The sequence below is a fragment of the Ensifer sp. ENS10 genome (genome assembly GCF_014852025.1).
Lineage (GTDB): Bacteria > Pseudomonadota > Alphaproteobacteria > Rhizobiales > Rhizobiaceae > Ensifer.
The window spans coordinates 28,383-51,975 of record NZ_JACVAS010000013.1 but is presented as its reverse complement, the minus strand read 5'-3'; the positions used below and the strand labels follow the sequence as shown (position 1 = coordinate 51,975).

Genomic DNA, 23,593 nt, shown 5'->3' with positions numbered 1-23,593 from the left:
GCGTGCCGGCATGACTGATCACATTGCCAGGGAATATGCACCACCGCCCCCGGTCGAAGGCCCGGGGGCGGTGAATTACGCTATTTTGGATCAAGCGCTCTGGCAAAAGTTCCGCAATGCGACCGAGCCAGACGAATTCATGGAGACGTGGCTGGCCATACTCTGCCGGCAGATCTCTGGCGTGGCCAGCGGCATGGTCATGCTCGGGGAACCGGACACCGGGCCCTACACGCCGATCGCCTTCTGGCCGGAAAGGGCCGCCGACGAGGGATTGACGGCCGCCGCTGAGAGGGCGCTGAGCCAACGCCAGGGCATCTCCACCGGAACGACCGGTAGCCGTATGGTGCAACTGATCGCTTCGCCGTTGATCGTCAACGAGCGCTTGTATGGCGCCTGCGCGCTTTCGCTTTCCGTCGAGCCTGCTGCCATCAACGCGGTGATGCGCAAGGTGCAATGGGCCTCCGGCTGGGTCGAGGTCCTGCTCAGGCGCCAGCTCCAAGTCGAAAACGAAGAAATCAGCGAACGCAACAGGCTGGCCTTCGACATGCTTGCCGCGGTGATCGAGGCAAAAGGTTTCGCCGAAGCGGCCACCGCGCTCGTGACGGAACTCGCCATGCGGCTTGCCTGCGACCCTGTCAGCGTCGGTTTCGTCCGCGGCCGGCGATGTCGTGTCGCGACGGTCTCGCATGCGGCAGGCTTCGGCAACAAGGTAAACATCATTCGCGACATCGGCGCGGCGATGGACGAGGCTGTCGATCAGCGCGCCATCGTTCTCTACCCGCCGCAGGAGCACTGGGAGTATCGTGTCCTTCGGGCGCACGAAGAGCTGGTCGAGACGCACAAGTGCGGAGGCGTGCTGACGATCCCCCTGCAATCTGGGCATCAGATCGTGGGCGCCCTGACGCTGCAGCGCCCACGCGGCAGTGCCTTCGACGAGACGACCGTTGACCTGTGCGATGCAGTGGCAGCGGTCGTCGGACCGGTGCTTGAGGAAAAACGCCGCAACGACAGGAACGTCTTGGTGAAGCTTTGGGAGGCCGCCGGCAACCAGTTGCGGCGCCTGCTGGGCCCAGGCTATTTCGGCCGCAAGCTCGCGACGCTGATCGCCGTCATCCTGGCCGCCTATTTCAGCGTGGCCACGACGGAATACTCCGTCACGTCTTCGGCCGTCGTTCGCGGTACAATCCAGCGAACGGTCGTGGCGCCATTCAACGGCTATGTATCCAGCCAGTCGGCAAGGGCCGGCGAAGTGGTCAAACAGGGGCAGATCCTGGCGCAGCTCGACGACCAGGATCTGACACTGGAACGGCTTCGGCTGACGACCACCCGACAGCAGAAGACGACCGAATATGACCGGGCGCTGATGCAGCACGAACGGGCCGAGGCGCTCATCGTCAAGTCGCAGATCGATCAGGCCGACGCCCAGCTCGCTTTGATCGACGAACAGCTCAAGCGCACCCGGCTGCTCGCTCCCTTTGACGGCTATGTCGTCAACGGCGACCTCAGCCAGTCGATCGGCGCTGCGGTCGAGCGCGGGCAGGAGCTCTTTACGGTCGCACCGCTCAAGTCCTATCGCGTCATCCTCGAAGTCGATGAAAGCGACATTGACGATGTCGAGATCGGCCGCCAGGGAGTCCTGCGAGTTTCCGCGCTTCCGCAGGAGCCGCTCACCTATCGAATCGAGCAGATCACCGCGATTTCCACCCAGAAGGAGGGACACAATTTCTTCAAGGTCGAAGCAGCGCTGGATCATCTGAGCGATCGGCTTCGGCCTGGCATGGAGGGCATTGCCAAGACCTCCGTCGACGAACGGCTCCTGATCCGCGTTTACACCGACAAGATGGTGCAATGGGCCTATCTCGCCGCGTGGCGCTGGATGCCGTGAGGGCGCGGACATGGAACGGTCCTACTTCAGTTCATCCTGGTACCGCGTCGCGCAACTGAAGCTGAAGCTGCGCGGCCATGTACGCATCCATCGCACGGTCTTTCGTGATCAGCTCTGGTACGTGCTGCAGGACCGGACATCCGGGCGTTTCCACCGCTTCACGCCCGAGACCTATCTCATCATCAGCCTGATGGATGGCCACCGGACGATGCAGGCGATCTGGGACATCGCCTGCGACAAGCTCACCGACAAGGTCGTGACCCAGGATGAGGTCATCCAGCTTCTCGGGCAGTTGCACGCGGCGGACGTCCTGTTCGGCAATGTTCCGCCCGATATCAATGAAATCGCCGAGCGCGGCAAGAAGGCGCGCAATCGCAAGCTCTTGATGAGTTTCGGCAATCCCCTCGCCATTCGCTTCGGCCTTCTCGACCCGAACGAGTTTCTGAACGCCACCGCCATTGTCGGCCGGGTGCTGTTCTCATGGTTCGGCGCGCTCGTCTTCATCTGTCTTGTCGCCTATGCCGCCGTTCTTGCCGGCATGAATTGGAACGCGCTGACCGCCAACGTGACCGACCGCGTTCTGTCAACGTCGAACCTCTTCCTGATGCTGATCGCCTATCCGCTCATCAAGACCCTGCATGAGCTAGGGCACGCCTACGCAGTCAAGCGATGGGGCGGCGACGTCCACGAGGTCGGTGCGATGATGCTGGTCTTCATGCCGGTCCCATATGTCGATGCATCCGACAGTCTGGCTTTTGCCAGCAAGTGGCAACGCGCCCTCGTCGGTGCCGCCGGCATTTTCGTGGAAATGACGCTTGCCGCGGTCGCCCTCATCGTATGGGTCAATGCGGAGGAGGGGCTCGTGCGGGCCTTCGCCTTCAACGTCATGCTGATCGGCGGCGTGTCAACCGTGCTCTTCAACGGCAACCCGCTTCTGCGCTTCGACGGTTACTACGTCCTGAGCGATCTTCTGGAGATACCCAACCTCGCGAGCCGGGCCAATAAATATCTCGCCTATCTCGTTCAGCGCTACGCCTTCAAGATCGGCTCGGTCAACTCGCCGGCGACGGCGCCTGGGGAGGAGTTCTGGTTCGTTCTCTACGGCGTCTCGGCGTTCTTCTACCGCCTTGTGGTCACTGGCGCGATCATCGCGCTCGTCAGTCAGAAGTTTTTCATCGTCGGTACCTTGCTCGCCATCTGGGCGCTCATTCTGATGTTTGCAGTGCCGCTGGCAAAGGCTTTCTGGTTCCTGCTGACGAGCCCGCTCCTGCGGCGAAGCCGGGGCCGCGCATTCGCGGTGGTCGGCTCCGTCCTCGCCGCAGTCGCGCTGGTAGTCTTCGTGCTGCCCATTCCGCACGCGACTGTCGTGCAGGGGATCGTATGGTTGCCAGGCGATGCGATCGTCCATGTTCAGACCGATGGTACGGTCGATGAAATCGCCGCCGCACCCGCCGCCGAGGTCAAGGCTGGCGATCCACTGATCCGGCAGGAGGATCCGCTGCTGGCGGCGCGCGTCGAACTGCTGCAACTGCGTGTCGCCGAGCTCCAACGGCGTCTTACCAAGCAGGATCTGTCGGATCTTGCCCATGCGAGCATGGTCAAGGAGGAACTGCGGCTTGCTCGTGCCGATCTCGACCTGGCACGGCAAAGGCAGGAGAATTTGATCGTCCGAGCACCATCGAGCGGCACGCTGATCCTGCCCGACGATCGCGACCTGCCGGGCAAGTTCGTGCAACGTGGCAAGGTGATCGCCTACGTTGCGCACTTCGACAAGCCAACCATTCGGGTCATCGTCCCGGAGGAGGACGCCGACCTTGTCCGCTCGCAAACACGGGACGTAAGTCTGCGCTTCGTTGAGGATTTTTCGAAGATCTACAGGGCGGTTGTTGTCCGCGAGGTTCCGGCGCTAACCGACACATTGCCCAATGCGGCGCTCAGCACCGCCGGCGGCGGCGCCATTACGCTCGACCCCCGCGACACGTCACAGCGGCGGGTGCTTGCCAATCTTTTGCATCTCGACCTGATGCTGACCGAGAGCCCGACCGTGCCTCGAATAGGTGGACGTGTCTTTGTGAGGTTCTCTCACGGGTCCTCGCCCGTCGCCAGTAGAATTTATCGTTCAACGCGGCAGATATTCCTGCGTTTATTTAAAGTTTGACTGGACACGAAGTCTAATAAAGTGTTCGATCAAATTAGCCTGAGTAAAAATCTGGCGATTGTCTTTTAGAATACCTGAGTGGCACTTACAAGATACTGGAGGGAAACCACCATGACAGCGCAACTTCTTTTCTATCAAGACGTGCATCCTGTCTCGGCCGATCGCCATAAGGATGTGTCAATTAAAAGCGGAACTTCATACAAGTTCGCAAAAGAAGTGAACTCGGTTCCGGTGACGGCCATCGAATTTGCTCAGGCCGCCGCCGAGTATCCGATCGTCTTTGCCGGCACGGACGACACGGTGACACCTGCGGTGGTTCTCGGCGCCCAGCAGACGCAAAACCTCTTCGTCGGCGACGACGGTGCCTGGCTCGGCAAATATGTGCCGGCGTTCGTGCGCCGTTATCCGTTCGTGTTCTCAACGGACCGCAGCGGCAAGACGTTCATCCTTCACATCGACGAAAGTTTCGACGGCTTCAATCGCGAAGGCCGCGGCGAGCGCCTGTTCGACAGCGAGGGACAGCAAACCCAATACCTGAAGAGCGTGCTTGGCTTCCTGCAGGACTATCAGGCAAGGCACCAGCGAACCCGCCAGTATTGTGAGCGGTTGAAATCACTGGGGCTGCTGCAGCCGATGCAGGCCCAGTTCAACCTCAACAGCGGCGAACGCCGGTCGCTTTCCGGGTTCATGACGGTCAACCGTGAAAAGCTGAAAGCGTTGGCAAGCGAAGACCTGCAGGCCATGTTCACCAATGACGAGCTGGAATGCACGTACCTGCATCTTCACTCGCTCAGGCATTTCTCCAGCATGCTGGAGCGCATGCCCGAAGCCGTGGATGCTGCCGGTAAGGGAGACGCTCCGCCCGCCGTACCGAAACAGCCGAAGAACTACCGGAACGGCCAAGATGCGCCCGTCGAGGAAGCGAGCGCCTAAGGCGGATTGGGCAAGCGACCATGAATATTCTCGTCCCAAGCTGGTCGCCGCCTCCACTGGTCGTCTACCCCGAACGCCAGGACCGACCCGAGCACTGGCTTGACGGCATCGAGAAGATGGTGACCAGCGTTCCGCAGATGGTTGCCGGTCGTTTGCACCGGCGCCATCTGAGGGAACTTGTCCAGAAGGTCAATGCGGCGGGAGCAGCCCTGGGCGACGAAACCGGGCAGGGGCTCGCTGCGCGCATCGGCGAAGTCCGTGCGGCCCTGCGGTGCCATGGCCTCACCGATGCCAATATTTGTCTCGGCTTTGCGATCGTGCGCGAAGTTTCACAGCGCACCATCGGATTGCGCCACCTCGACGTGCAGATACTTGCCGGCCTTGCCATGCTGAAGGGGCGCGTGGCGGAGATGGACACGGGCGAGGGCAAGACCTTGACCGCCGGCCTGCCGGCGTCGATCGCGGCGCTTGCGGGGCTTTCAGTCCACGTCATCACCGTCAATGATTACTTGGCGGCGCGCGATCGGGATATACTTCGCCCCATCTACGATTTTCTTGGGCTGACGACTGGCCTCGTCAACAGTACTGTGCCAAGACCGGATCGGCCGGCCGCCTACGCGTGCGATATCGTCTATGCCAGCAACAAGGAAATCGCCTTCGATTATCTGCGCGACCGCATCACTTTCGGCGGCCAGCCACGCCCCGTTCACGCGAAGGTGAACCGCATGCTGGACGAGCGCCGGGGCCAATCGCCACCTTTTGTCATGCGTGGACTGCATTTCGCCATCGTCGACGAAGCCGACAGCGTACTGGTGGACGAGGCGAGAACGCCGCTCATCATTTCCCAGGAAACGGACGCGGACGGCGAGCGGCAATGGGTGGAGCAGACCTTCGCGCTGATCGACGGCTTCAAGGAGCCGACCCATTATCTGCTGCTGCTCGACGAGCGCAGGCTGGAATTGACCGAAGCCGGAAAGGCCAAGCTTGCAGAACGTGCCGAGGCGATCGGCGGCATCTGGCGCAATCGCATCCGGCGTGAGGAGGCTGCAAGCCAGGCGCTTGTCGCGCTGCTGCTCTTCAGGAAGGGCGAGCACTATCTCGTCGGCGACGGCAAGGTGCAGATCATCGACGAGTATACCGGCCGCGTGATGCCTGATCGCTCCTGGAGCGACGGGCTGCACCAACTGGTCGAAGGAAAGGAAGGCTGCGTGATCACCAGCCGCAAGCTGACAATGGCGAGGATGACCTATCAGCGGTTTTTCCGCCGATACCTCCACCTGGCGGGAATGACGGGAACCGCACGCGAAATTACCGAAGAACTCCGGCATGTCTACGGGCTGCAGGTCATGCGCATTCCCCCGAACGCGCCCTCACGGCGCACGAAACTGCCGACGACGATTTGCCCCACGCTCGACGACAAATGGCTTACGATCGTGCGACGCGTCCAGGAACTGCGAGCCGCCGGCCGCCCGGTCCTGATTGCGACGCGCTCGGTCTCGGCCTCCGAGGCAGTGAGTGTCGTACTGCAGGGGCAAGGGATCGAGCATCGGGTGCTCAATGCGGAACAGAGTTCGGAGGAGGCCGAGATCATTGCGCAGGCCGGCGGCGTCGGTCGGGTGACGGTCGCCACCAACATGGCGGGACGCGGCGTCGACATCGCCGTGGTCCCGCAGGCTCTCGCGCTGGGTGGCCTTCACGTTTTGCTCAGCGAACGACATGACGCGGGGCGCATCGACAGGCAGATGGAGGGACGAACCGCCCGCAAGGGGGACCCGGGAAGCACGGAAGCGATCCTGTCTCTGGAAGACCCGCTGCTTGAGCTCATTCCCTGGCAGCCGCTGCGTCTGCTCGGTCGATGCGGAAAGCGTGCCCGGCTATTGCTTTTCGATCTGGCCCAGCAGCGGGCGGAACGAACGCATGCCAAGGACCGAAAGAACCTTCTGGCCCAGGATCGACGCCTGGGCACATTGCTGGCCTTTTCAGGCTTGCCGGAGTGACCCGATGACAAGTGACGCAATGTCAGAAGACGGAATGGTAAAACCCCTGGCGGACAGGCGCGCGAAGGCGCGGCAGATGCTCGCCGTTCTCTTTCCGCTTTGCTCCATTGCGCCGGCTTCGGCACAAGCTTTCGATTGCGTCATCGACCCTTCTGTCGTCGTACGCATCGGCAGTCCGGTTCCCGGCCTTTTGAAAGAGGTTCTGATCGCTCGCGGTGACCAGGTGAACGAAAACCAGATTATCGCCAGGCTCCATTCCGATGCGGAGCAGGCGACCGTGGAGCTGATGTCCGAGCAGGCCGCGAGTACCTCCGAGATCGAGGCGCAGAAGGCGCGGCTCGATCTTGCTCGCAACCGCATGAAACGGGCGGAGGCGCTGCTTGCGCGCAATGTCACCTCGACCGACAAGCTCGAAGAGGCCGTTGCCGAAATGGAGGTCATCCAGAAGGAGCTTGCGACCGCCGAAACCCGCAAGCGCAGCGCTGAGTTGGAACTGCAAAGGGCGCAGACGGTGGTTGAGCAAAGGACGATCCGCAGTCCGATCAGCGGCGTCGTGCTCGAGCGTTCACTCTTCAACGGAGAATACCTGGATCAGGACGGCAAGCTGGCGACAATTGCCAAGCTTGACCCGCTCTTTGTCGAGGCCTTCATCCCGGTCAGCGAGTTCGGCAAGTTGCATGTGGGAATGGATGCGCAGGTCGTCCCGAATGCTCCGATCCAGGGCCGCTTTACCGGTAAGATCAAGGTGGTTGATCAGGTTTTCGACGCAGCGAGCGGCACATTCGGCTTGCGAATAGAGCTTCCCAATCCCAACAACCACATACCGGCCGGGCATCGCTGCTCCGTGACTTTTGACGACCGAGCCGACGATCTCGAATAGTCGGCATCCGGACGGCCGGCAAGTTCATAAAATCAGAGCGTTACATTGGCGCTGTTGGAGTGTCGTGTGCGTTGGTGCCGCCATTCAGGTTCATGTCAGGTTTCGATGGCCCTCTAGCCCGCAATCGGCTCCTGCCGCAACGAAGGCAGGGGTCCGCGTAGTGCTTTGGACGGACAAAGGAACCTGCAAATGGCTAGCAAGGTACCGCACCTACAGGTGCACGAGAACAACAACAGGCGAGACGAGGTTTTCGCGACACCAGATCAGCCGGTCGGCGACTTCGCGTTCAACGCGACGGTGGCCGCTGTCTTCGACGACATGGTCAGCCGCTCGGTTCCCTATTACGGTGAGATCCAACGGATGGCCTGCGAACTAGCTGGAGACTTCGCTGAACCGGGTAGCTGTCTCTACGATATTGGCTGTTCGACGGCGACGACATTGCTCGGCCTCGACACTATGGTTGATCCCTCCGTCCGCTTCGTTGGCATCGACAACGCTCCCGACATGATCGAGAAGGCGAGGGAGAAGATCGTCGAAGCCAACACCAACCGGTCAATAGACCTGAGGGTCGGCGACCTTCACCAGGGCATCGACATTCACGACGCAAGTGTCGTGATGATGCTGCTGACGTTGCAGTTCGTCCGTCCGCTCTATCGCGAGCGCATCATGCGCACGATCTATGACGGGCTCAATGAACGCGGCGCTCTGCTGCTTGTCGAAAAGCTCACCAGTGAAGATTCGACGTTCAATCGTCTCTTCATCGAGCACTATTACGATTTCAAGCGCCGCAACGGCTACTCCGATATCGAGATCGCCAAGAAGCGCGAAGCACTCGAAAACGTGCTCATTCCCTACCGTCTGGAGGAAAACCTCGAGCTCCTGAAGGAAGCCGGCTTCCGCAGCGTCGAGGTCTTTTTCCGCTGGTACAATTTCTGCGGCATCATCGCGATCAAGTAGGAACGTTGGGCCATGATCGCGATCGGCAATTTTCTCTTCCGTTTCCGGAACCAACTGTTTCCGGCCATCATCATTGTTCTGTTCCTGCTGGCGCCGCCTCCGGCCCTGGTGCTCGATAGCCCGGCGCTAACGCTCGCCAAGGACCTCGCGGCCGTACTGGTCATCCTGGCTGGCCTCACCTTGCGTGCGACCGTGGTCGGGTACAAATACATTCAGCGCGGCGGCCTGAAGAAAAAGGTCTACGCCAAGGATCTCGTTACGGAAGGCATGTTCGGCGTCTGTCGCAACCCGCTCTACGTTGGAAACATGCTGCTCTATTCAGGCGTCTTTCTGCTGCACGGCAACCCGCTTCTCGTCGTCTTCGGCATCGGGCTCTTTGCCTTCATGTACCAGTGCATCGTTTATGCCGAAGAAGCCTTCCTCGACAGAACGTTCGGCGAAGCCTACCAGGCCTATCGCCGCGACGTGCCGCGATGGGCATTGCGAATGAGGAACTTTGCGCAGTCTACCGAGGGAATGTCGTTCAACGTCAAGCGCGTTATCGGCAAGGACTACTCGACCGTCTCAGCCGCGATGATCGCAATCCTCGCGACCGAAATGTACAAGTTCGCGAGCAGCGCCCCCGCGGAACACAATACCGGTGCACTCGCGGCGCTCGGCGTTCTGATGGCGCTCGTCGGCATCGGTACGGCGATCGTCAGCTACATGAAGAGGCGCGGCGCGTTTCGCGAACGCGCCGCATCCTAGCAGCCCGCTGGCGCCCATTGCTCCACGATCGCGACCATCCAAGCGTCGGCGCCGCCGCTGCCGCAAAGTGATGCGCAATGCTTCAGGGGCTTGACGCCCATCCCCCATCGAACATAGGCAAGGACGAACAAGTGTCCGGTGATATCTTGAGAGTCCTACTAGTCGAAGACGATCAGGTTCTGGGGGAGGCGCTGCGCGACCATGTCGCGGCGGCCGGCCACGCCGTCGATTGGTTTACGCGCACTGCCGATGCCACGGCCGCGACGGAGACGGTTCTCTATGGTCTGATACTGCTCGACCTTCGATTGCCTGACGGTTCGGGGCTATCGCTCCTGCGCTCGCTGCGGACGCGGGGCGACGGCACGCCCGTCATCATCCTGACGGCACACGACCAGATCTCCGATCGCATCGAAGGATTGAACAGCGGGGCCGACGACTATCTGGTCAAGCCGTTCGACCTCGGTGAGTTGAGTGCCCGCATGCTGGCCGTTTCCAGGCGGTATGTCGGCAAGGCGACGCCAACGGTTCGGCTTCCCGGCATCGAGATCGATCAGGTCCATCGCAAGGTGCTGGTCGAAGGTGAAAGCCAGAGCCTCAGCGCAAGGGAATGGGCCGTGCTCGACAAACTCGTCGCCCACCCCGGCGCGCTGGTTTCGAAAGAGCAACTCCACGACGCGCTCTACGCCTTTGGCGCTGAGATCGAAAGCAATACGGTCGAGGTCTATATCAGCCGCCTGCGCAAGAAGATCGGCTCCGACCGGATCGAGACGGTGCGGGGCCTCGGCTACAGCATCAGGTGACCGGATGTCGCGCGTTGCAAGCATGACCCGCAGGCTGACCATCGCGCTGACGAGCGTCATCGCCATCTTCTGGTTCGTCGCGCTCGGCCTTGGCGTTTATGTCATGCAGGACGAATTCACCGAGATTTTCGACAGCGGTGTCCAGGAAACGGCCGAACGGCTGCTGCAAATCGTAGTCGACGACATCGCCCGCGACCGTGCCGATGGCACGCCCGCCGTCGGCCTGGTCGCGCCAAAGCTGAATTCACAATATCTAGCCTATCAGGTCCGCGACCGCAGCGGCAGGGTGTTGTTTGACGACGGCGCGCCGGAACCCTTCGCCGTTCCGCTTGAGGTCGGTTTCTCGGAAACGGCAACGCACCGGATCTACACCGCCGGAACGGCCGACGGCTCCCTCTTCGTGCAGGTGGCTGACGCCTTCGAGCATCGCACCGAAGCCCTCTTCGAGGGCGGCACGGCGCTTCTCTTGCCGCTGCTGGCCCTGATTCCGACCAGCATCATCGCCATCATCCTTGTCGCGCGCCGCGCGCTTGCGCCGGTCGAACGGTTGCGCGAAGAAATCCTCACCAAGGACAGCGGCAACATGGCCCCGCTCGACGAAGCGGCGCTGCCGAAGGAACTGCGGGCAATTGCCCGTTCGGTGAACCTTCTGCTGACGAGGCTCAAGGCCGCGCTCGACGCAGAGCGGGAGTTCACCTCCAACAGCGCCCATGAACTGAGGACCCCGATCGCCGGTGCACTCGCGCAGACACAGCGGCTTGCGAGCGAAGTGCCTCCGGCTTTTCGGCAACGAACCAGCCAGATCGAACGCGCGCTGCTTCACCTCGGTCGACTGGCGGAGAAGCTGTTGCAGATGTCGCGGGCCGAAGCCGGGATCGCCATCTCAGACGAAAGCACGGACCTGTTGCCGGTGCTGGCTCTTGTCCTCGAGGACATGGAGCGGTCGGCGCTCGGCGCAAGCCGCCTCAAGGTTCATGTTGCCGAAGGCGCCGAACTCGTGCGTCCGATTCCCCCCGATGCCTTTGCGATCGTCCTGCGCAATCTCCTGGAAAACGCGCTTATCCATAGCCCTTCCGGCAGCCCGGTCAGGATCGACGTCGATGCGCAAGGCGTGCGCGTCACCAACGACAGTGTCGTCATCGACGCGGATACCTTGAATGGCCTGACCAAGCGCTTCAATCGCGGGCCGACGGAAGCTTCCGGCTCCGGCCTCGGCCTTGCGATCGTGCAGCGACTGGTGGAACAAATGCACGGACGACTGCTGATCGCTTCGCCGGCCCCAGGCATGGACCGGGGCTTCCATGTCGAAGTCCGTCTCTGACGATTGGCAGGCCGGGCGCTGCCGCCCGCCATGCCCTTACTGCTGATCGAGCGCGCGGGTCAGGCTGAGCGCGGCGATCGTGCAGATCGCACCGGAGATCAGATATCCGCCGATGAAGATGATGCCGAAGCTGGTGGCAAGGCCGAGCGCCACAAGCGGCGCGAAGGCCGCGCCAACGAGCCAGGCGAGGTCGGATGTCAGCGCCGCACCGGTGTAGCGATAGTACTGGGTGAAGCGCGACGAAACGGCGCCGGAGGACTGGCCGAAAGAAAGGCCGAGGATGGCGAAGCCGATCAGGATATACGCGTCCTGGCCCTTGCCGCCGGCATCGAGCAGGAACGGCGCAGAGAAGCTGAAAATCGCGATCAGGATGGCGCCGATCATCAGCTGGTTTCGCCGACCGACCCGGTCGGCGATCACGCCCGACAGCACAATGCCGATGGCGCCGAGAGCGGCACCTGCAACCTGGACCCACAGGAATTCGGCTGCCGACTGACCGCCAGTGAGCGTTATCCAGCTCAAGGGGAAGATTGTCACGAGGTGGAACATCGCGAAGCTCGCAAGCGGCACGAAGGCGCCGAGCACGACATCGATGCTGTGCTTGCTCAGCATCTCGAAGATCGGCCTGGCTTCAAGCTCCTTGGCCTCCATGGCCGCACCGAACTCCTTGCTGGCAACGATGCGCAGACGCGCAAAGAGCGCCACAACGTTGATCGCGAAGGCGACAAAGAAAGGATAGCGCCAACCCCAGGCGAGGAAGTCCGCCTCGGAAAGGTTGCTGACGAAATAGCCGAAAAGAATGCTCGCCAGTGCAAAGCCGATCGGCGCGCCGAGCTGCGGGATCATCGCATACCAGCCGCGGTGATTCTGTGGCGCATTGAGGTTCAACAGCGTGGCGAGACCGTCCCAGGCGCCGCCAAGGGCAAACCCCTGTCCAAGGCGGAACAACGCCAACAGGGCCACAGCCCAGTAGCCGATCGTGTTGTAGCCAGGCAGGAAGGCGATCGATGCCGTTGAGCCGCCGAGGATGACGAGGGCGATGGTGAGTTTCGTGCCGCGTCCGTAGTTCCGGTCGATCCACATGAAGACGAAGGAACCGACGGGGCGCGCGAGGAAGGCGAGGGGGAACAGCGCGAAGGACATCAGCGTCGCGGTCACCGCATTGGACGCGAACGGAAAGATCAATTTCGGGAAGACAAGGATCGAACCAAGCCCGTAGACGAAGAAATCGAAGAATTCGGAGGTTCGCCCGATGACCACCCCAATGGCGATGCTACCCGGCGAAAGAGGCTTGTCGTCTTCATGAATGCGACGTGCATCCCGCTCGAGACCAGACGATGTGGGGTGAGAGACCGAAACCATGAATTTCTCCGACGAACGAACGTCTTGTCGTTAGAGTGTTGACCAATTGGCGTCTGATATCAAGAATGCCGCGCACGTACCTGCGCACATGTCTCATTTGAGTTCGTGCCTAACGTTCGCTGGAGCAGCTGGCATCGGACCGACAATGAGACTTTGCGCCCGTACAAACGCGCATAGAGCGATAAGGCTGTCACTGCACTGCGGCAAAATGCTGCGCTGCGACGATGGACCTCACTTCCATGCGCGATCATGCCCGAGTAATGCCGACTAGACAAAACGCAAGTTGAGGCCGCAATGCCGAAGCCATTCAGTTTAGCCGGACGATCGATGATATCCGTCCTGTTGCTCTCGACACTCACGGGATGCAACATGGTTGTGATGTCGCCATCCGGCGATATTGCCGCACAGCAGAGGGATCTGATCGTCATTTCGACGGTCCTGATGCTGCTGATCATCGTACCCGTCATTTTCCTGACGCTTTTCTTCGCCTGGCGCTATCGCCAGTCGAACACTGCCGCCAAATATGATCCGGAATGGCACCATTCCACTGGTCTTGAAGTCATCATCTGGTCGGCGCCGCTGGCGATCATCATCGCGCTCGGGGCGATCACCTGGGTGAGCACACACAAGCTCGATCCCTACCGGCCGCTCGACCGCATCGATGCGGCACGTCCGGTGACGGAAGAGGTGAAACCGATCACGGTCGAGGTCGTAGCCCTCGACTGGAAATGGCTGTTTTTCTATCCGGACTATGGCATCGCGACAGTCAACGAGATGGCAGCACCCGTGGACGTGCCGATCAACTTCAAGATCACGGCATCCTCGGTGATGAACTCCTTCTATGTTCCGGCGCTCGCCGGCATGATCTATGCCATGCCCGGCATGGAGACCAAGCTGCACGCCGTCATCAACAAGGCGGGCGAATACGAAGGGCTCTCATCCAACTATAGCGGTGACGGCTTCTCGCACATGCGCTTCAAGTTCCACGGTGTGGACCAGGCGGGCTTCGACCAGTGGGTCGCCCGGGCGAAGCAGAACGGCACGATGCTCAACCGCGATGCCTACCTGAAGCTCGAAAAGCCGAGCATCAAGGAGCCGGTGCGCTACTACGCCTCCGTTGACGACGGCCTCTATGAGGCGGTGCTCAACATGTGCGTGCGGGAAGGGCAAATGTGCATGAAGGACATGATGCACATCGACATGATGGGCGGCGCCGGCGTCGAAAGCCACGAGAACCGCGCCAAGCTCGAGCATGACAACCGTCATGCCGGCGGCGCGACGGAAGCGGCCGCACCCGGCGCAACCTTCCCCGAAACCGGCAATCCTGCGCGTAGCGAGGAACCGGCCGAGGGCGTCAAGCAGCCAGCGCCGATGAACCACGATATGCACAAGACGCAGTAGGATTTCGCGCGCTCGCCGGCTCCGATCCAGCGAGCGCCAAGGTCCCTTTGGGCCGCAATTCGAGACATATTGGAAGACCCATGTTTGGTGACACCAGCCTCACGCAATTCATCTTCGGGCGGCTTACCTGGGAAGCGATCCCCTATCATGAACCCATCCTCGTCGCGACCTTCGCGGTCGTGGCAGTGGTGGGCCTTGCGATCCTCGCCCTGATCACGAAATACAAGCTCTGGGGCTATCTCTGGCACGAGTGGTTCACGAGCGTCGATCACAAGAAGATCGGCATCATGTATATTATCCTGGCGATCATCATGCTTTTGCGCGGCTTTGCCGATGCGCTGATGATGCGCCTGCAGCAGGCGATCGCCTTCAACGGCAATGAGGGCTACCTCAACCCGCATCACTACGACCAGATCTTCACCGCCCATGGCGTGATCATGATCTTCTTCGTGGCGATGCCCTTCGTCACCGGCTTTATGAACTATGTCGTGCCGCTGCAGATCGGCGCACGCGACGTCTCCTTCCCCTTCCTCAACAACTTCTCGTTCTGGATGACCACCGGCGGCGCCGTCATCATCATGATGTCGCTGTTCGTCGGCGAGTTCGCGCGCACTGGCTGGCTTGCCTATCCGCCGCTCTCGGGCGCCGACTACAGTCCCGGCGTCGGGGTCGACTATTACATCTGGGGGCTACAGGTGGCGGGCGTCGGCACGACGTTATCGGGCATCAACCTGATTGCGACCATCGTGAAGATGCGAGCCCCGGGCATGACCTTCATGAAGATGCCGGTCTTCACCTGGACCTCGCTCTGCACCAACATCCTGATCGTCGCGACCTTCCCGATCCTGACGGCGACGCTGGCACTCCTGTCGCTCGACCGCTACCTCGGCATGAACTTCTTCACCAATGACCTTGGTGGCAATCCGATGATGTACATCAACCTCATCTGGATCTGGGGCCACCCGGAGGTCTACATCCTCGTCCTGCCGGCCTTCGGCATCTTCTCCGAGGTTGTTGCGACCTTCTGCGGCAAGCGTCTCTTCGGCTACACCTCGATGGTCTACGCCACCTGCGTGATCATGATCCTGTCGTACCTGGTGTGGCTGCACCACTTCTTCACGATGGGGTCTGGCGCGTCGGTCAACGCCTTCTTCGGCATCACCACGATGATCATCTCGATCCCGACGGGTGCCAAGATGTTCAATTGGCTCTTCACCATGTATCGCGGCCGCATCCGCTACGAATTGCCGATGCTGTGGACCATCGGCTTCATGGTCACTTTCGTCATCGGTGGTATGACCGGCGTCATGCTGGCGATCCCGCCAGCCGACTTCGTGCTGCACAACTCGCTGTTCCTCATCGCCCACTTCCACAACGTCATCATCGGCGGCGTGCTGTTCGGGCTGATGGCCGGGCTCGTCTACTGGTGGCCGAAGGCCTTCGGCTACAAGCTCGATCCGTTCTGGGGCAAGATGAGCTTCTGGTTCTGGCAGCTCGGCTTCTTCTTCGCCTTCATGCCGCTCTATGTGCTTGGCCTGATGGGGGTGACCCGCCGTGTCAGCCAGTTCGAAGATCCGTCGCTGCAGATCTGGTTCATCATCGCCGCTTTCGGCGCCGTCCTGATCGCAATCGGCATCGCTTCCTTTATCATGCAGCTGATCGTCAGCTTTCTGCGCCGCGAGCAACTGCGCGAGACGTCCGGTGACGCCTGGGATGCCAGAACGCTTGAATGGTCGACCTCGTCGCCGCCGCCGGACTACAACTTCGCCTTCACCCCGGTCGTGCATGACCACGACAGCTGGTACGATATGAAGAACCGCGGCTATGAGCGCCCGCTCACCGGCTTCAAACCGATCCATATGCCGAAGAACACCGGCACGGGCGTCATTCTCGCCAGTATCAGCGTCGTGCTTGGTTTGGCGCTGATCTGGTACATCTGGTGGTTGGTGGCCGTGTCCTTCATTACCCTGCTTGCCGTCGCAATCGGCCATACCTTCAACTATCAGCGAGATTTCTTCATCCCCGCAGAGACTGTAGCGGCGACTGAAGATGCACGCTCCAAGCTGCTCGCGGAACGGACCTGAGACGATGAGCGAAACCCAAGTCCAAGAAAACGAGAAGCCGCAGTTCTACATCACGGAAGAGCATCACCCGGAACACAGCACCATGCTGGGCTTCTGGCTCTACCTGATGAGCGACTGCCTGATCTTCGCCGTACTGTTTGCCACGCACGGCGTCGTCGGCCGCAACTACGCGGCGGGACCGTCACCGGCCGACCTGTTCGACCTTAGCCTCGTTGCCTTCAACACGGCGATGCTGCTTCTGTCGTCGATCACCTATGGCTTTGCCATGCTCCAGATGGAGCGCAACGCCAAGATGGAGACGCTCTTTTGGCTCGGCGTCACCGGCGTGTTCGGCGCAACCTTCCTGGCTGTGGAGCTCTATGAGTTCAATCACCTGCTTCACGAGGGCGCCGGCCCGACACGTTCGGCCTTCCTGTCGTCGTTCTTCACGCTGGTCGGCACGCACGGCCTGCACGTCACCTTCGGCATCATCTGGCTGATCACGCTGATGGTGCAGGTCAGCAAACATGGGCTGATCCCGGACAACCGTCGCCGTTTGATGTGCCTGTCGATGTTCTGGCACTTCCTCGACGTCATCTGGATCGGCGTCTTCTCCTTCGTCTATCTCCTGGGAGCTCTCGGATGAGCGCACATTCCGACCACGAAAGCGCGTTCGAACCTCACCACGCGCACAGCCATCACGGCGATGCCGCCGGTCACGGTTCGTTCAAGAGCTACATGACGGGCTTCATCCTGTCGGTGATCCTGACGGCTATCCCGTTCTGGCTGGTCATGGGCGGCGTGCTGGACAGCAAGCTTTTGACCGCCGTCATCGTCATGGGCATCGGCGTCGTCCAGATCGTCGTGCACGTCATCTACTTCCTGCACATGAACGCCCGTTCCGAAGGGGGCTGGACGCTGATGGCGCTGATCTTCACGATCGTCATCGTCGGCATCGCGCTCGCAGGTTCGCTCTGGGTCATGCATCATCTCAACACCAACATGATGCCGATGACCCACGAGATGATGAAGAACATGCCCTGAGCGCGGGACGGGGCAGGCGGACACGACGATGATCACCGACGACAAGGCGACGGGGAGGGTCCGTCTATCCTCCCGCGCCCGCCTGATGATGACGGGTGCCTTGCTCTTCCTCGTTGCGGTGTTCCTGGCGCTCGGCACCTGGCAGGTGCAACGGCTCTATTGGAAGCTCGATCTCATTGCCCGTGTCGAGGCGCGTGTCGGTGCACCCTCTGTACCGGCGCCAGCGCAATCCGATTGGGGTGCCGTCAGCCGGGAAAAGGACGAATACCGCCGCGTCAGCGCGACCGGTACCTTCAGGCACGACCAAACCGCTCTGGTACAGGCGGTGACGGAGCTTGGCGCCGGATTTTGGGTCTTGACGCCGATGCGGCTTGAGGATGGCTCAACCGTGCTGATCAATCGCGGCTTCGTGCCGGCCGATCGCCGCGATGTTGCCGGACGCGGTGAGGGTGAGCTCGACGGAACCGCTGTGGTAACCGGGCTTCTCCGCATCACCGAACCCGGCGGCGCCTTCCTGCGGTCCAATGACCCGGCAAGCGATCGGTGGTTTTCGCGAGACGTCGCCGCAATCGCCCCAGCGAAGGGCCTGCACAATGTCGCGCCTTACTTTATCGATGCGGATGCAACACCCAATCCCGGTGGACTGCCGATCGGCGGCCTCACGATCGTCCGCTTTCGCAACAGCCACCTGGTCTATGCGCTGACGTGGTTCGCACTCGCGACGATGAGCGCCGCAGGTGCGTATCTCGTCTACCGCCAGCGGATCAAAGCAGACTGAGAGCGCCGGGTATGCTCGGTTCCGGCTGGGACGGCTGATGCCGCTCATCTACGACAGTATTCCGCTCGCCCGAGTTCAACGAAACAGGGCGCTCGACCCGTGTTCCGGGGAGCGCCCTGTTCGGACCCGGAGTGCCGTCATCGCATGCTGATAGCATCGCTGATGACAAGCTCTCGAAACGGGTGATGTCCCTTAAATGGAGTGGGCGGCTGCAATTTCAAGGGACCAGTGCGGGGCCGGTTTCGAGTAGGCTTCAGATGATGGCCGGCGCAGCGGAGCACCGAGGGTCCGCAAAGACCTTGCCCGAGGCGTGCGATCCGGCACGATATCCGTCGGCAACATGAAGCCCACGCAGGACTGACGGCCAGTGCATGCAGGCGCTTCGGCCCTGCGAAAGTTTCTGTTGGATCGGTTCCGAAGCGCAGAACCTCCAACGGAAAGTGGCCCTCTTGGGAGGGCCACTTCTGATGTCCAGCGGATTACTTGGCGCCGATGGCCTGAAGGCCGGCCGTGGCGCAGTTCGCGTCGATATCGCCCGACGGCGCACCGCCTACGCCGATGCCGCCAACCAGGGCCTTGCCGAACTTGATCGGCACGCCGCCAGCCTGGATCACCATCCGGGCGTCCATGTCGCGAAGACCTTCATTCGCCGGCTTGGAGGCGATGAACTCGCCGAGGCCAGCCGTGTCGCGACCCATGGCAGCAGACGTAAAGGCCTTGCCCTGCGCGCTGTTACCGGTGTGCGGACCGGAATTGTCGGCCTTCAGCAGCACCTTGGTTGCGCCATCGCGACCAACCACGGCAACGCTGACATTGTGGCCTTCCGCGGCGCAAGCCTTCACTGCGGCTTCGGCAGCCTTGACGGCCATGTCGAGCGGCAGGTAGGCCGCGGTCGGGAGTTCCTGCGCCGTGGCGGCGACGGGAGCGAGAAGCGCGGCTGCGAGCACGATATTGCGGATCATCATAGGTTCCTTTCCTGTTGATGTGGAAAGGCTATCCCGCCTCGGCTGTCGCCGGTATTCGTAGACCTTGCGCGAGCATCCGTAGTTCTACGGAGTTTTCGTTCCGTCGAGCCAGATGCGCGTCATCTCCGCCTGCGACGTGCTGCCGAGCTTGGCACCGATTGCGGCGCGATGGCTTTCGACGGTACGCGGCGAGAGGCCGAGACCTTCGGCGATCTGGCGGGTGGTGAAACCCGCAGCGATACGGTCGAGAACTTCGCGCTCGCGCTGCGTGAGCATCGCCAGCAAAGCGAGCGTCTCTGCCTTCTCGGCATGCACGCGCATGGTCCGCTCCAGCAGTTCATGGCCCTTATGGATCGCATCGATCAAGTCCTGCTCGTCGACAGGCTTCGAGAGAAAATCGATCGCGCCATTACGGAAGGCACGACGGCAGGCCTCGATATCACCATGACCGGAGATAACGATCGTCGGCCAGTCTACCCCATGCTCCCTTAGTCTTTCCTGCAGCTTCAGCCCGGAGATGGCGGGCATGCGGATATCGAGCACCAGGCAGCCGGGCTCGAGGCGCGAAACCTGTGTCAGAAAGGCTTGCGGATCAGAAAAACCCGTGACCTTGATGCCGACCGTCGAGAGCAACAGGCTGAGCGCGCGACGCACTGCATCGTCATCGTCAACGAGATAGACGGGGAGGGTCATCGCATCGGCTCCTCGGTTCGGCGCGCACGGGGCAGCGTCACCTTGAAGGTGGCACCGTGGTCGCTCTCGACCAGGGCAATTTCGCCGCCGGCGCGTTCCACCAGTCGCCGGCTCAGCGCCAGACCGAGCCCGGTGCCCCCGGTGCGGGTCGTCACGAATGGCGTGAACAGCTGCGGGCGAAGTGTTTCCGGAACGCCGGGGCCGTTGTCGGCGACCTCGAAGACCACCGTGGTATCGTCCTCGCTCAAGGTAACGGCCACGCGTCCTGTATCGCCCGCCTGTTGAGCCAAAGCCTCAAAGGCGTTGCGGACCAGATTGAATGCGACCTGTTCGATCTCGACCGGATCGGCAACGACCGAAACCGATGTTTCTGGAACCTGAAAATCAAGCTGAATTCCGCGTGATATCGCGTCCGGTTCAAGTAGCGCTTCAACATTTGCGAGCGCCTGACGCAGATCGAAGGCAGCAACCGGCGCCGCATGCGGCTGCGACCAGTTGCGGAACCTTTCCAATATGGCGGATGCCCGGCGCGCTTGGCTCACTGTATCCTCCAGTACCGGAGCAAGCGCTGCGTCTTGCCCTTGGCTGAGCAGCCGGCGCCCGGCCTGCGCCTGCGCAAGGATTGCAGTCAGGGGCTGGGTCAGTTCATGCGCCATGCCGCTCGCCATTTCGCCAAGCGCGTTGACGCGCGAGGCGTGCGTGAGGCGCGATTCCAGCGCACTGAGCGTTGCCTGCTGTTCTGCAGCGCGCGTGCGCGCACGCTGGCGCAATGCGGCCAATCCAGCGAGATAGGCGAGGCTGACCACCAGAAGCGTCAAGCCGGTCTGTACGGGCGGGAACATGTCCGCGAGTCCGATCTCCATGCCTGTTTCGAGCAGCAATGGCTGCGATACGCTGCTCAGCGCCTTCGAAAAGCGGATTGCCTCGGGCAGGGCGGCAGGCTGGAGCAGGAGGTGTCCGTCCGGCAAAGATAACCGCACCGCGACCCCCGGGCGAGACCAGAATGGCCCAACGTCTCCGATCAACTTCGCTGCGTCGATGCCGAGCATCAATCCATAGCGGGCCCCGTCGCTGTTCGGGCTGCGCTTGACCATAATGTAGTGGCCGGAGCGTTGCGGATGGGGCAGGAGAGCAATGCGCCCGTCCGAAGCTCTGGCAGCTGCCCGGATGAGCTCTGTGGCCTTGGCGTCGAATGGATCGGTCCCGACGGTCTCCGCATTTGGATCCAGGGGGACGAGCTGAACCTCGTCGATCCGCGGATAGAAGCGCGCAATCGTGCGGGCGACCTCGAGGAACAGGTCGTGCCTGCGCCCTTCGGAGGCGACGGCAACGGCCGACAGCGCGGTCAGGTGCGCATCGTGTTGATCGGCCCGCTGGGAGGCCAGGCTATGGAGGAGCGTGCTCTCTTGCTCAAGTTCGGCAACCAGCGCCTGGCGTTCCCAGCCCGCCAGCATGCCTCCACCGACAAGCAGGAGCAGACACCAAAGGAGGGCCAGATAGAAGGGGCGTTCGAAGATCGAGCGATTGCTGTGCATTATCGATTCGGCGGTCTTGTTGTTATGCGCTGCCTTCAGCAGAGAGCGGTCGCAGGTCAGGCGCGATCGTGTTCGCCTCGATCATCTCGCCGGTGAAATGCGCGCTGTCAATCCATCGAGCTGCAAGCATTGCCCAGGCATCGATGCAACAGCAAGCTTCGCGCCGACTGCGAATCCATGCAGTGCTCCGTCTCCGTCGACGCACCCGCGAGGGTGTCGCTGTCCCTTACCGACCTCTACCCGTCCGCTACCAGAGTCGTCCGAGCCCAATCCGATCCCGGGCCGCAATGTCCCCGCAACACAGCGCCGCCACGCTCTCCGCCTGGAGTGATCGAAGGAGACTGGGCAGGACGGGCCGATCCAGGCGCGACGAGGATGATGCGCTCCTACCAACCCACAGAAGCGCGGGCGTGGTGCGCCACATCGCCGACGTGCTCTGCTCGATTGCTGCATTCCTTGCAATCAGTTGGCACTACAGTTCCACCGCCAAAACAGTGAATGGATCAAGCACTTGGCCAGGTTATCTAAAACCCGACCATCACTCTCGCCTGACGACCCGCCAGGAGAAGCGTCTCGTGCGGCTGGAGCTGCCGCCAAGCGCGACCGCGTGTAGATCTCTAAACATGAACAATTTTTAATTGTTTTTCAGCGTGTTGCGCCATTGAAGCGGCCAGATTCGCGCCCAATTTCGGAAGCGTTGGCACGACGCGCGCTCTTTCCCACGATGCGCCTCCGCCGCCCCAATTGGCCGAACAGATCAGAAGGGATCCGCTGCACCCGCAAACGGACCACGCTGGCTGTGCGGATACCGTCTTCTGGGTCTAACGTCGCGGTCCCTCTTGAGGCGGACGTCCGGAGCATATCAAGGATCGCGGAGGCGCTGATGGCCAGTCGATCAAGTATCGCGATCCTCGCCGCGGGTTTCCTCTGTGTGGCCGCCGTCGGGGTCAGTGTGACCAGGACGGCCGTACTGAGCGAGGCAAAGCCCGAAAGTGGTGTTGCAGCCAACTCCAGACATGGAGGCAGCGTGCCCGTCGAAACGGCCACCGTCACGCTTCAGGACGTTCCCGTCATTGTCCATGCCTTGGGCAATGTCCAGGCGCCCGATACCGTGGAAGTGGGTGCCCGCGTCGCAAGCCAGATCACCGCCATCCACGTGAAGGACGGCCAGATGGTCAAGGCGGGGGATCTGCTTTTCACTCTGGATGACCGGGTGATGCAGGCGCAGCTCGCGCGTAACACGGCGATCCTTGCCAAGGACGCTGCGCAGCTCTCGGACGCGAAAATAGAGATGGAGCGCGCAAGAACCCTGCGCGACGACAAGACGGGTACGCAGCAGACCTATGACACCGCTCTCTCGCTGCAACAGTCGGCGCAAGCAACGCTTGATGCTGACCGAGCATCGGTCGACGCCGATCAGGTCGCGCTGAGCCTGACCCAGATCACCGCGCCTATCGGTGGTCGCCTCGGGGTCGTTCAGGTCGCTCTCGGTGATCTTGTCGGTCAGACGGGCGCTACCTCCAACAATCTGGTGACGATTACGGCGATAGACCCGATCGACGTTGCCTTCCATTTGCCGGAACAGCAATTGCAGACGTTCAAGGCGCTGCTCGATCAGGGCAAACCGCCGCGTGTGCGGGCCAAGCTGAGCGGTTCTGAAACGGCCATAGGCGAGGGCGTGCTCGATTTCATCGACTCCTCGGTCGACGCCGCCTCAGGCACGATCGCCATGCGGGCGACCTTCCCCAATGGCGCGCAAAAGCTATGGCCAGGTCAGTTCGTCGATGTCGATATCGAACAGGAGCAATTGCATCAGGCGCCGGTGATCCCGAGCGTTGCCGTGCAACCAGGCCAGAACGGCCCCTTCGTCTTCCATGTGAAGGATGACAACACGGTGGAAACACTGGCCGTAAAGCCTCTGTTCGATGACGGAAAACTGGCTGTGATCGCTTCGGGGCTCGCCCCGGGCGAAAGGGTCGTGGTCGAGGGACAAGCCCGCCTGAAACCGGGCGATGCCGTAAAGGCGGTGCCTCCTGGCGCACAACCGCTGACGGATTGAGTTCCTGCGATATTT

At 61.5% G+C, this 23,593-nt stretch carries 19 protein-coding genes; 15 read left to right on the top strand and 4 right to left on the bottom strand.

Translation table 11 applies throughout. From position 1 onward, the window contains the following. Positions 1-139 precede the first annotated feature (139 nt). From IB265_RS31495 to IB265_RS31455, 9 genes are all read left to right on the top strand, one after another. On the top strand, positions 140-1,885 hold the full coding sequence (locus IB265_RS31495; protein WP_162728009.1) for an HlyD family efflux transporter periplasmic adaptor subunit: 1,746 nt from the start codon (positions 140-142) through the stop codon (positions 1,883-1,885). A gap of 10 nt (positions 1,886-1,895) precedes the next feature. Further along, positions 1,896-4,043, top strand: a complete 2,148-nt coding sequence (locus tag IB265_RS31490) for an efflux RND transporter periplasmic adaptor subunit (RefSeq protein WP_113132305.1) — start codon at positions 1,896-1,898, stop codon at positions 4,041-4,043. 111 nt (positions 4,044-4,154) lie between these two features. Continuing rightward, a complete protein-coding gene (locus IB265_RS31485) occupies positions 4,155-4,976 on the top strand; it encodes a SapC family protein (RefSeq protein WP_113132304.1) in 822 nt (273 codons plus the stop codon). A gap of 20 nt (positions 4,977-4,996) precedes the next feature. Further along, entirely contained in the window at positions 4,997-6,973 is a 1,977-nt protein-coding gene (locus IB265_RS31480; RefSeq protein ID WP_246806109.1) for a prepilin peptidase, read from the top strand. Between the two features lie 34 nt (positions 6,974-7,007). Further along, positions 7,008-7,853 (top strand): efflux RND transporter periplasmic adaptor subunit, encoded by an 846-nt coding sequence (locus IB265_RS31475; RefSeq protein ID WP_192495716.1) that lies wholly within the window; start codon positions 7,008-7,010, stop codon positions 7,851-7,853. A 189-nt stretch (positions 7,854-8,042) separates the two neighbouring features. Beyond that, on the top strand, positions 8,043-8,810 hold the full coding sequence (cmoA, locus tag IB265_RS31470) for a carboxy-S-adenosyl-L-methionine synthase CmoA (RefSeq protein ID WP_057249574.1): 768 nt from the start codon (positions 8,043-8,045) through the stop codon (positions 8,808-8,810). 12 nt (positions 8,811-8,822) lie between these two features. Next, a complete protein-coding gene (locus IB265_RS31465) occupies positions 8,823-9,557 on the top strand; it encodes an isoprenylcysteine carboxylmethyltransferase family protein (RefSeq protein WP_057249575.1) in 735 nt (244 codons plus the stop codon). A 146-nt stretch (positions 9,558-9,703) separates the two neighbouring features. Further along, on the top strand, positions 9,704-10,357 hold the full coding sequence (locus tag IB265_RS31460; RefSeq protein ID WP_057249712.1) for a response regulator transcription factor: 654 nt from the start codon (positions 9,704-9,706) through the stop codon (positions 10,355-10,357). 4 nt (positions 10,358-10,361) lie between these two features. After that, the gene (locus tag IB265_RS31455) at positions 10,362-11,678 is read left to right on the top strand and encodes a HAMP domain-containing sensor histidine kinase (RefSeq protein WP_057249577.1); all 1,317 of its coding nucleotides are present in this window, start codon (positions 10,362-10,364) and stop codon (positions 11,676-11,678) included. Positions 11,679-11,714: 36 nt separating this feature from the next. On the opposite strand, the gene IB265_RS31450 is transcribed toward IB265_RS31455, so the two are convergent. Then, complete coding sequence (locus IB265_RS31450; protein ID WP_057249579.1) at positions 11,715-13,040, bottom strand: MFS transporter; 1,326 nt, start codon at positions 13,038-13,040, stop codon at positions 11,715-11,717. 294 nt (positions 13,041-13,334) lie between these two features. On the opposite strand from IB265_RS31450, the gene cyoA reads away from it, so the two are divergent. From cyoA to IB265_RS31425, 5 genes are all read left to right on the top strand, one after another. Further along, a complete protein-coding gene (cyoA, locus tag IB265_RS31445; protein WP_057249580.1) occupies positions 13,335-14,441 on the top strand; it encodes a ubiquinol oxidase subunit II in 1,107 nt (368 codons plus the stop codon). Between the two features lie 80 nt (positions 14,442-14,521). Next, positions 14,522-16,525 (top strand): cytochrome o ubiquinol oxidase subunit I, encoded by a 2,004-nt coding sequence (cyoB, locus tag IB265_RS31440; protein WP_057249582.1) that lies wholly within the window; start codon positions 14,522-14,524, stop codon positions 16,523-16,525. Positions 16,526-16,529: 4 nt separating this feature from the next. Beyond that, positions 16,530-17,150 carry a cytochrome o ubiquinol oxidase subunit III gene (cyoC, locus tag IB265_RS31435; protein WP_057249584.1) on the top strand — a complete coding sequence of 207 codons (621 nt, stop codon included), beginning with the start codon at positions 16,530-16,532 and terminating at the stop codon, positions 17,148-17,150. Next, positions 17,147-17,548, top strand: a complete 402-nt coding sequence (cyoD, locus tag IB265_RS31430; protein ID WP_057249586.1) for a cytochrome o ubiquinol oxidase subunit IV — start codon at positions 17,147-17,149, stop codon at positions 17,546-17,548. Before cyoC ends, cyoD begins: the two co-directional genes overlap by 4 nt. A 28-nt stretch (positions 17,549-17,576) precedes the next feature. Beyond that, positions 17,577-18,326 carry an SURF1 family protein gene (locus IB265_RS31425; protein ID WP_082615787.1) on the top strand — a complete coding sequence of 250 codons (750 nt, stop codon included), beginning with the start codon at positions 17,577-17,579 and terminating at the stop codon, positions 18,324-18,326. A 479-nt stretch (positions 18,327-18,805) separates the two neighbouring features. Here the strand turns inward: IB265_RS31425 and IB265_RS31420 are convergent, their stop codons facing one another. The 3 genes from IB265_RS31420 to IB265_RS31410 all read right to left on the bottom strand — a co-directional run bounded on the left by IB265_RS31420 (position 18,806) and on the right by IB265_RS31410 (position 21,519). After that, a complete protein-coding gene (locus tag IB265_RS31420) occupies positions 18,806-19,288 on the bottom strand; it encodes a heme-binding protein (RefSeq protein WP_057249716.1) in 483 nt (160 codons plus the stop codon). Between the two features lie 87 nt (positions 19,289-19,375). Next, the gene (locus IB265_RS31415; protein WP_057249588.1) at positions 19,376-19,984 is read right to left on the bottom strand and encodes a response regulator transcription factor; all 609 of its coding nucleotides are present in this window, start codon (positions 19,982-19,984) and stop codon (positions 19,376-19,378) included. Continuing rightward, the gene (locus tag IB265_RS31410) at positions 19,981-21,519 is read right to left on the bottom strand and encodes a sensor histidine kinase (protein WP_192495715.1); all 1,539 of its coding nucleotides are present in this window, start codon (positions 21,517-21,519) and stop codon (positions 19,981-19,983) included. Before IB265_RS31410 ends, IB265_RS31415 begins: the two co-directional genes overlap by 4 nt. An 883-nt stretch (positions 21,520-22,402) precedes the next feature. Here IB265_RS31410 and IB265_RS31405 point away from each other — a divergent pair. Then, entirely contained in the window at positions 22,403-23,578 is a 1,176-nt protein-coding gene (locus IB265_RS31405; protein WP_057249592.1) for an efflux RND transporter periplasmic adaptor subunit, read from the top strand. Positions 23,579-23,593: the final 15 nt, after the last annotated feature.

Excerpts from the sequence above, each read along its gene's own strand:
- IB265_RS31495 (WP_162728009.1), top strand. The coding sequence starts at position 140 with ATGGAGACGTGGCTGGCCATACTCTGCCGGCAGATCTCTGGCGTGGCC.
- IB265_RS31490 (WP_113132305.1), top strand. The coding sequence starts at position 1,896 with ATGGAACGGTCCTACTTCAGTTCATCCTGGTACCGCGTCGCGCAACTG.
- IB265_RS31485 (WP_113132304.1), top strand. The coding sequence starts at position 4,155 with ATGACAGCGCAACTTCTTTTCTATCAAGACGTGCATCCTGTCTCGGCC.
- IB265_RS31480 (WP_246806109.1), top strand. The coding sequence starts at position 4,997 with ATGAATATTCTCGTCCCAAGCTGGTCGCCGCCTCCACTGGTCGTCTAC.
- IB265_RS31475 (WP_192495716.1), top strand. The coding sequence starts at position 7,008 with ATGGTAAAACCCCTGGCGGACAGGCGCGCGAAGGCGCGGCAGATGCTC.
- cmoA (WP_057249574.1), top strand. The coding sequence starts at position 8,043 with ATGGCTAGCAAGGTACCGCACCTACAGGTGCACGAGAACAACAACAGG.
- IB265_RS31465 (WP_057249575.1), top strand. The coding sequence starts at position 8,823 with ATGATCGCGATCGGCAATTTTCTCTTCCGTTTCCGGAACCAACTGTTT.
- IB265_RS31455 (WP_057249577.1), top strand. The coding sequence starts at position 10,362 with ATGTCGCGCGTTGCAAGCATGACCCGCAGGCTGACCATCGCGCTGACG.
- IB265_RS31450 (WP_057249579.1), bottom strand. The coding sequence starts at position 13,040 with ATGGTTTCGGTCTCTCACCCCACATCGTCTGGTCTCGAGCGGGATGCA.
- cyoA (WP_057249580.1), top strand. The coding sequence starts at position 13,335 with ATGCCGAAGCCATTCAGTTTAGCCGGACGATCGATGATATCCGTCCTG.
- cyoB (WP_057249582.1), top strand. The coding sequence starts at position 14,522 with ATGTTTGGTGACACCAGCCTCACGCAATTCATCTTCGGGCGGCTTACC.
- cyoC (WP_057249584.1), top strand. The coding sequence starts at position 16,530 with ATGAGCGAAACCCAAGTCCAAGAAAACGAGAAGCCGCAGTTCTACATC.
- cyoD (WP_057249586.1), top strand. The coding sequence starts at position 17,147 with ATGAGCGCACATTCCGACCACGAAAGCGCGTTCGAACCTCACCACGCG.
- IB265_RS31425 (WP_082615787.1), top strand. The coding sequence starts at position 17,577 with ATGATCACCGACGACAAGGCGACGGGGAGGGTCCGTCTATCCTCCCGC.
- IB265_RS31420 (WP_057249716.1), bottom strand. The coding sequence starts at position 19,288 with ATGATCCGCAATATCGTGCTCGCAGCCGCGCTTCTCGCTCCCGTCGCC.
- IB265_RS31415 (WP_057249588.1), bottom strand. The coding sequence starts at position 19,984 with ATGACCCTCCCCGTCTATCTCGTTGACGATGACGATGCAGTGCGTCGC.
- IB265_RS31410 (WP_192495715.1), bottom strand. The coding sequence starts at position 21,519 with ATGCACAGCAATCGCTCGATCTTCGAACGCCCCTTCTATCTGGCCCTC.
- IB265_RS31405 (WP_057249592.1), top strand. The coding sequence starts at position 22,403 with ATGGCCAGTCGATCAAGTATCGCGATCCTCGCCGCGGGTTTCCTCTGT.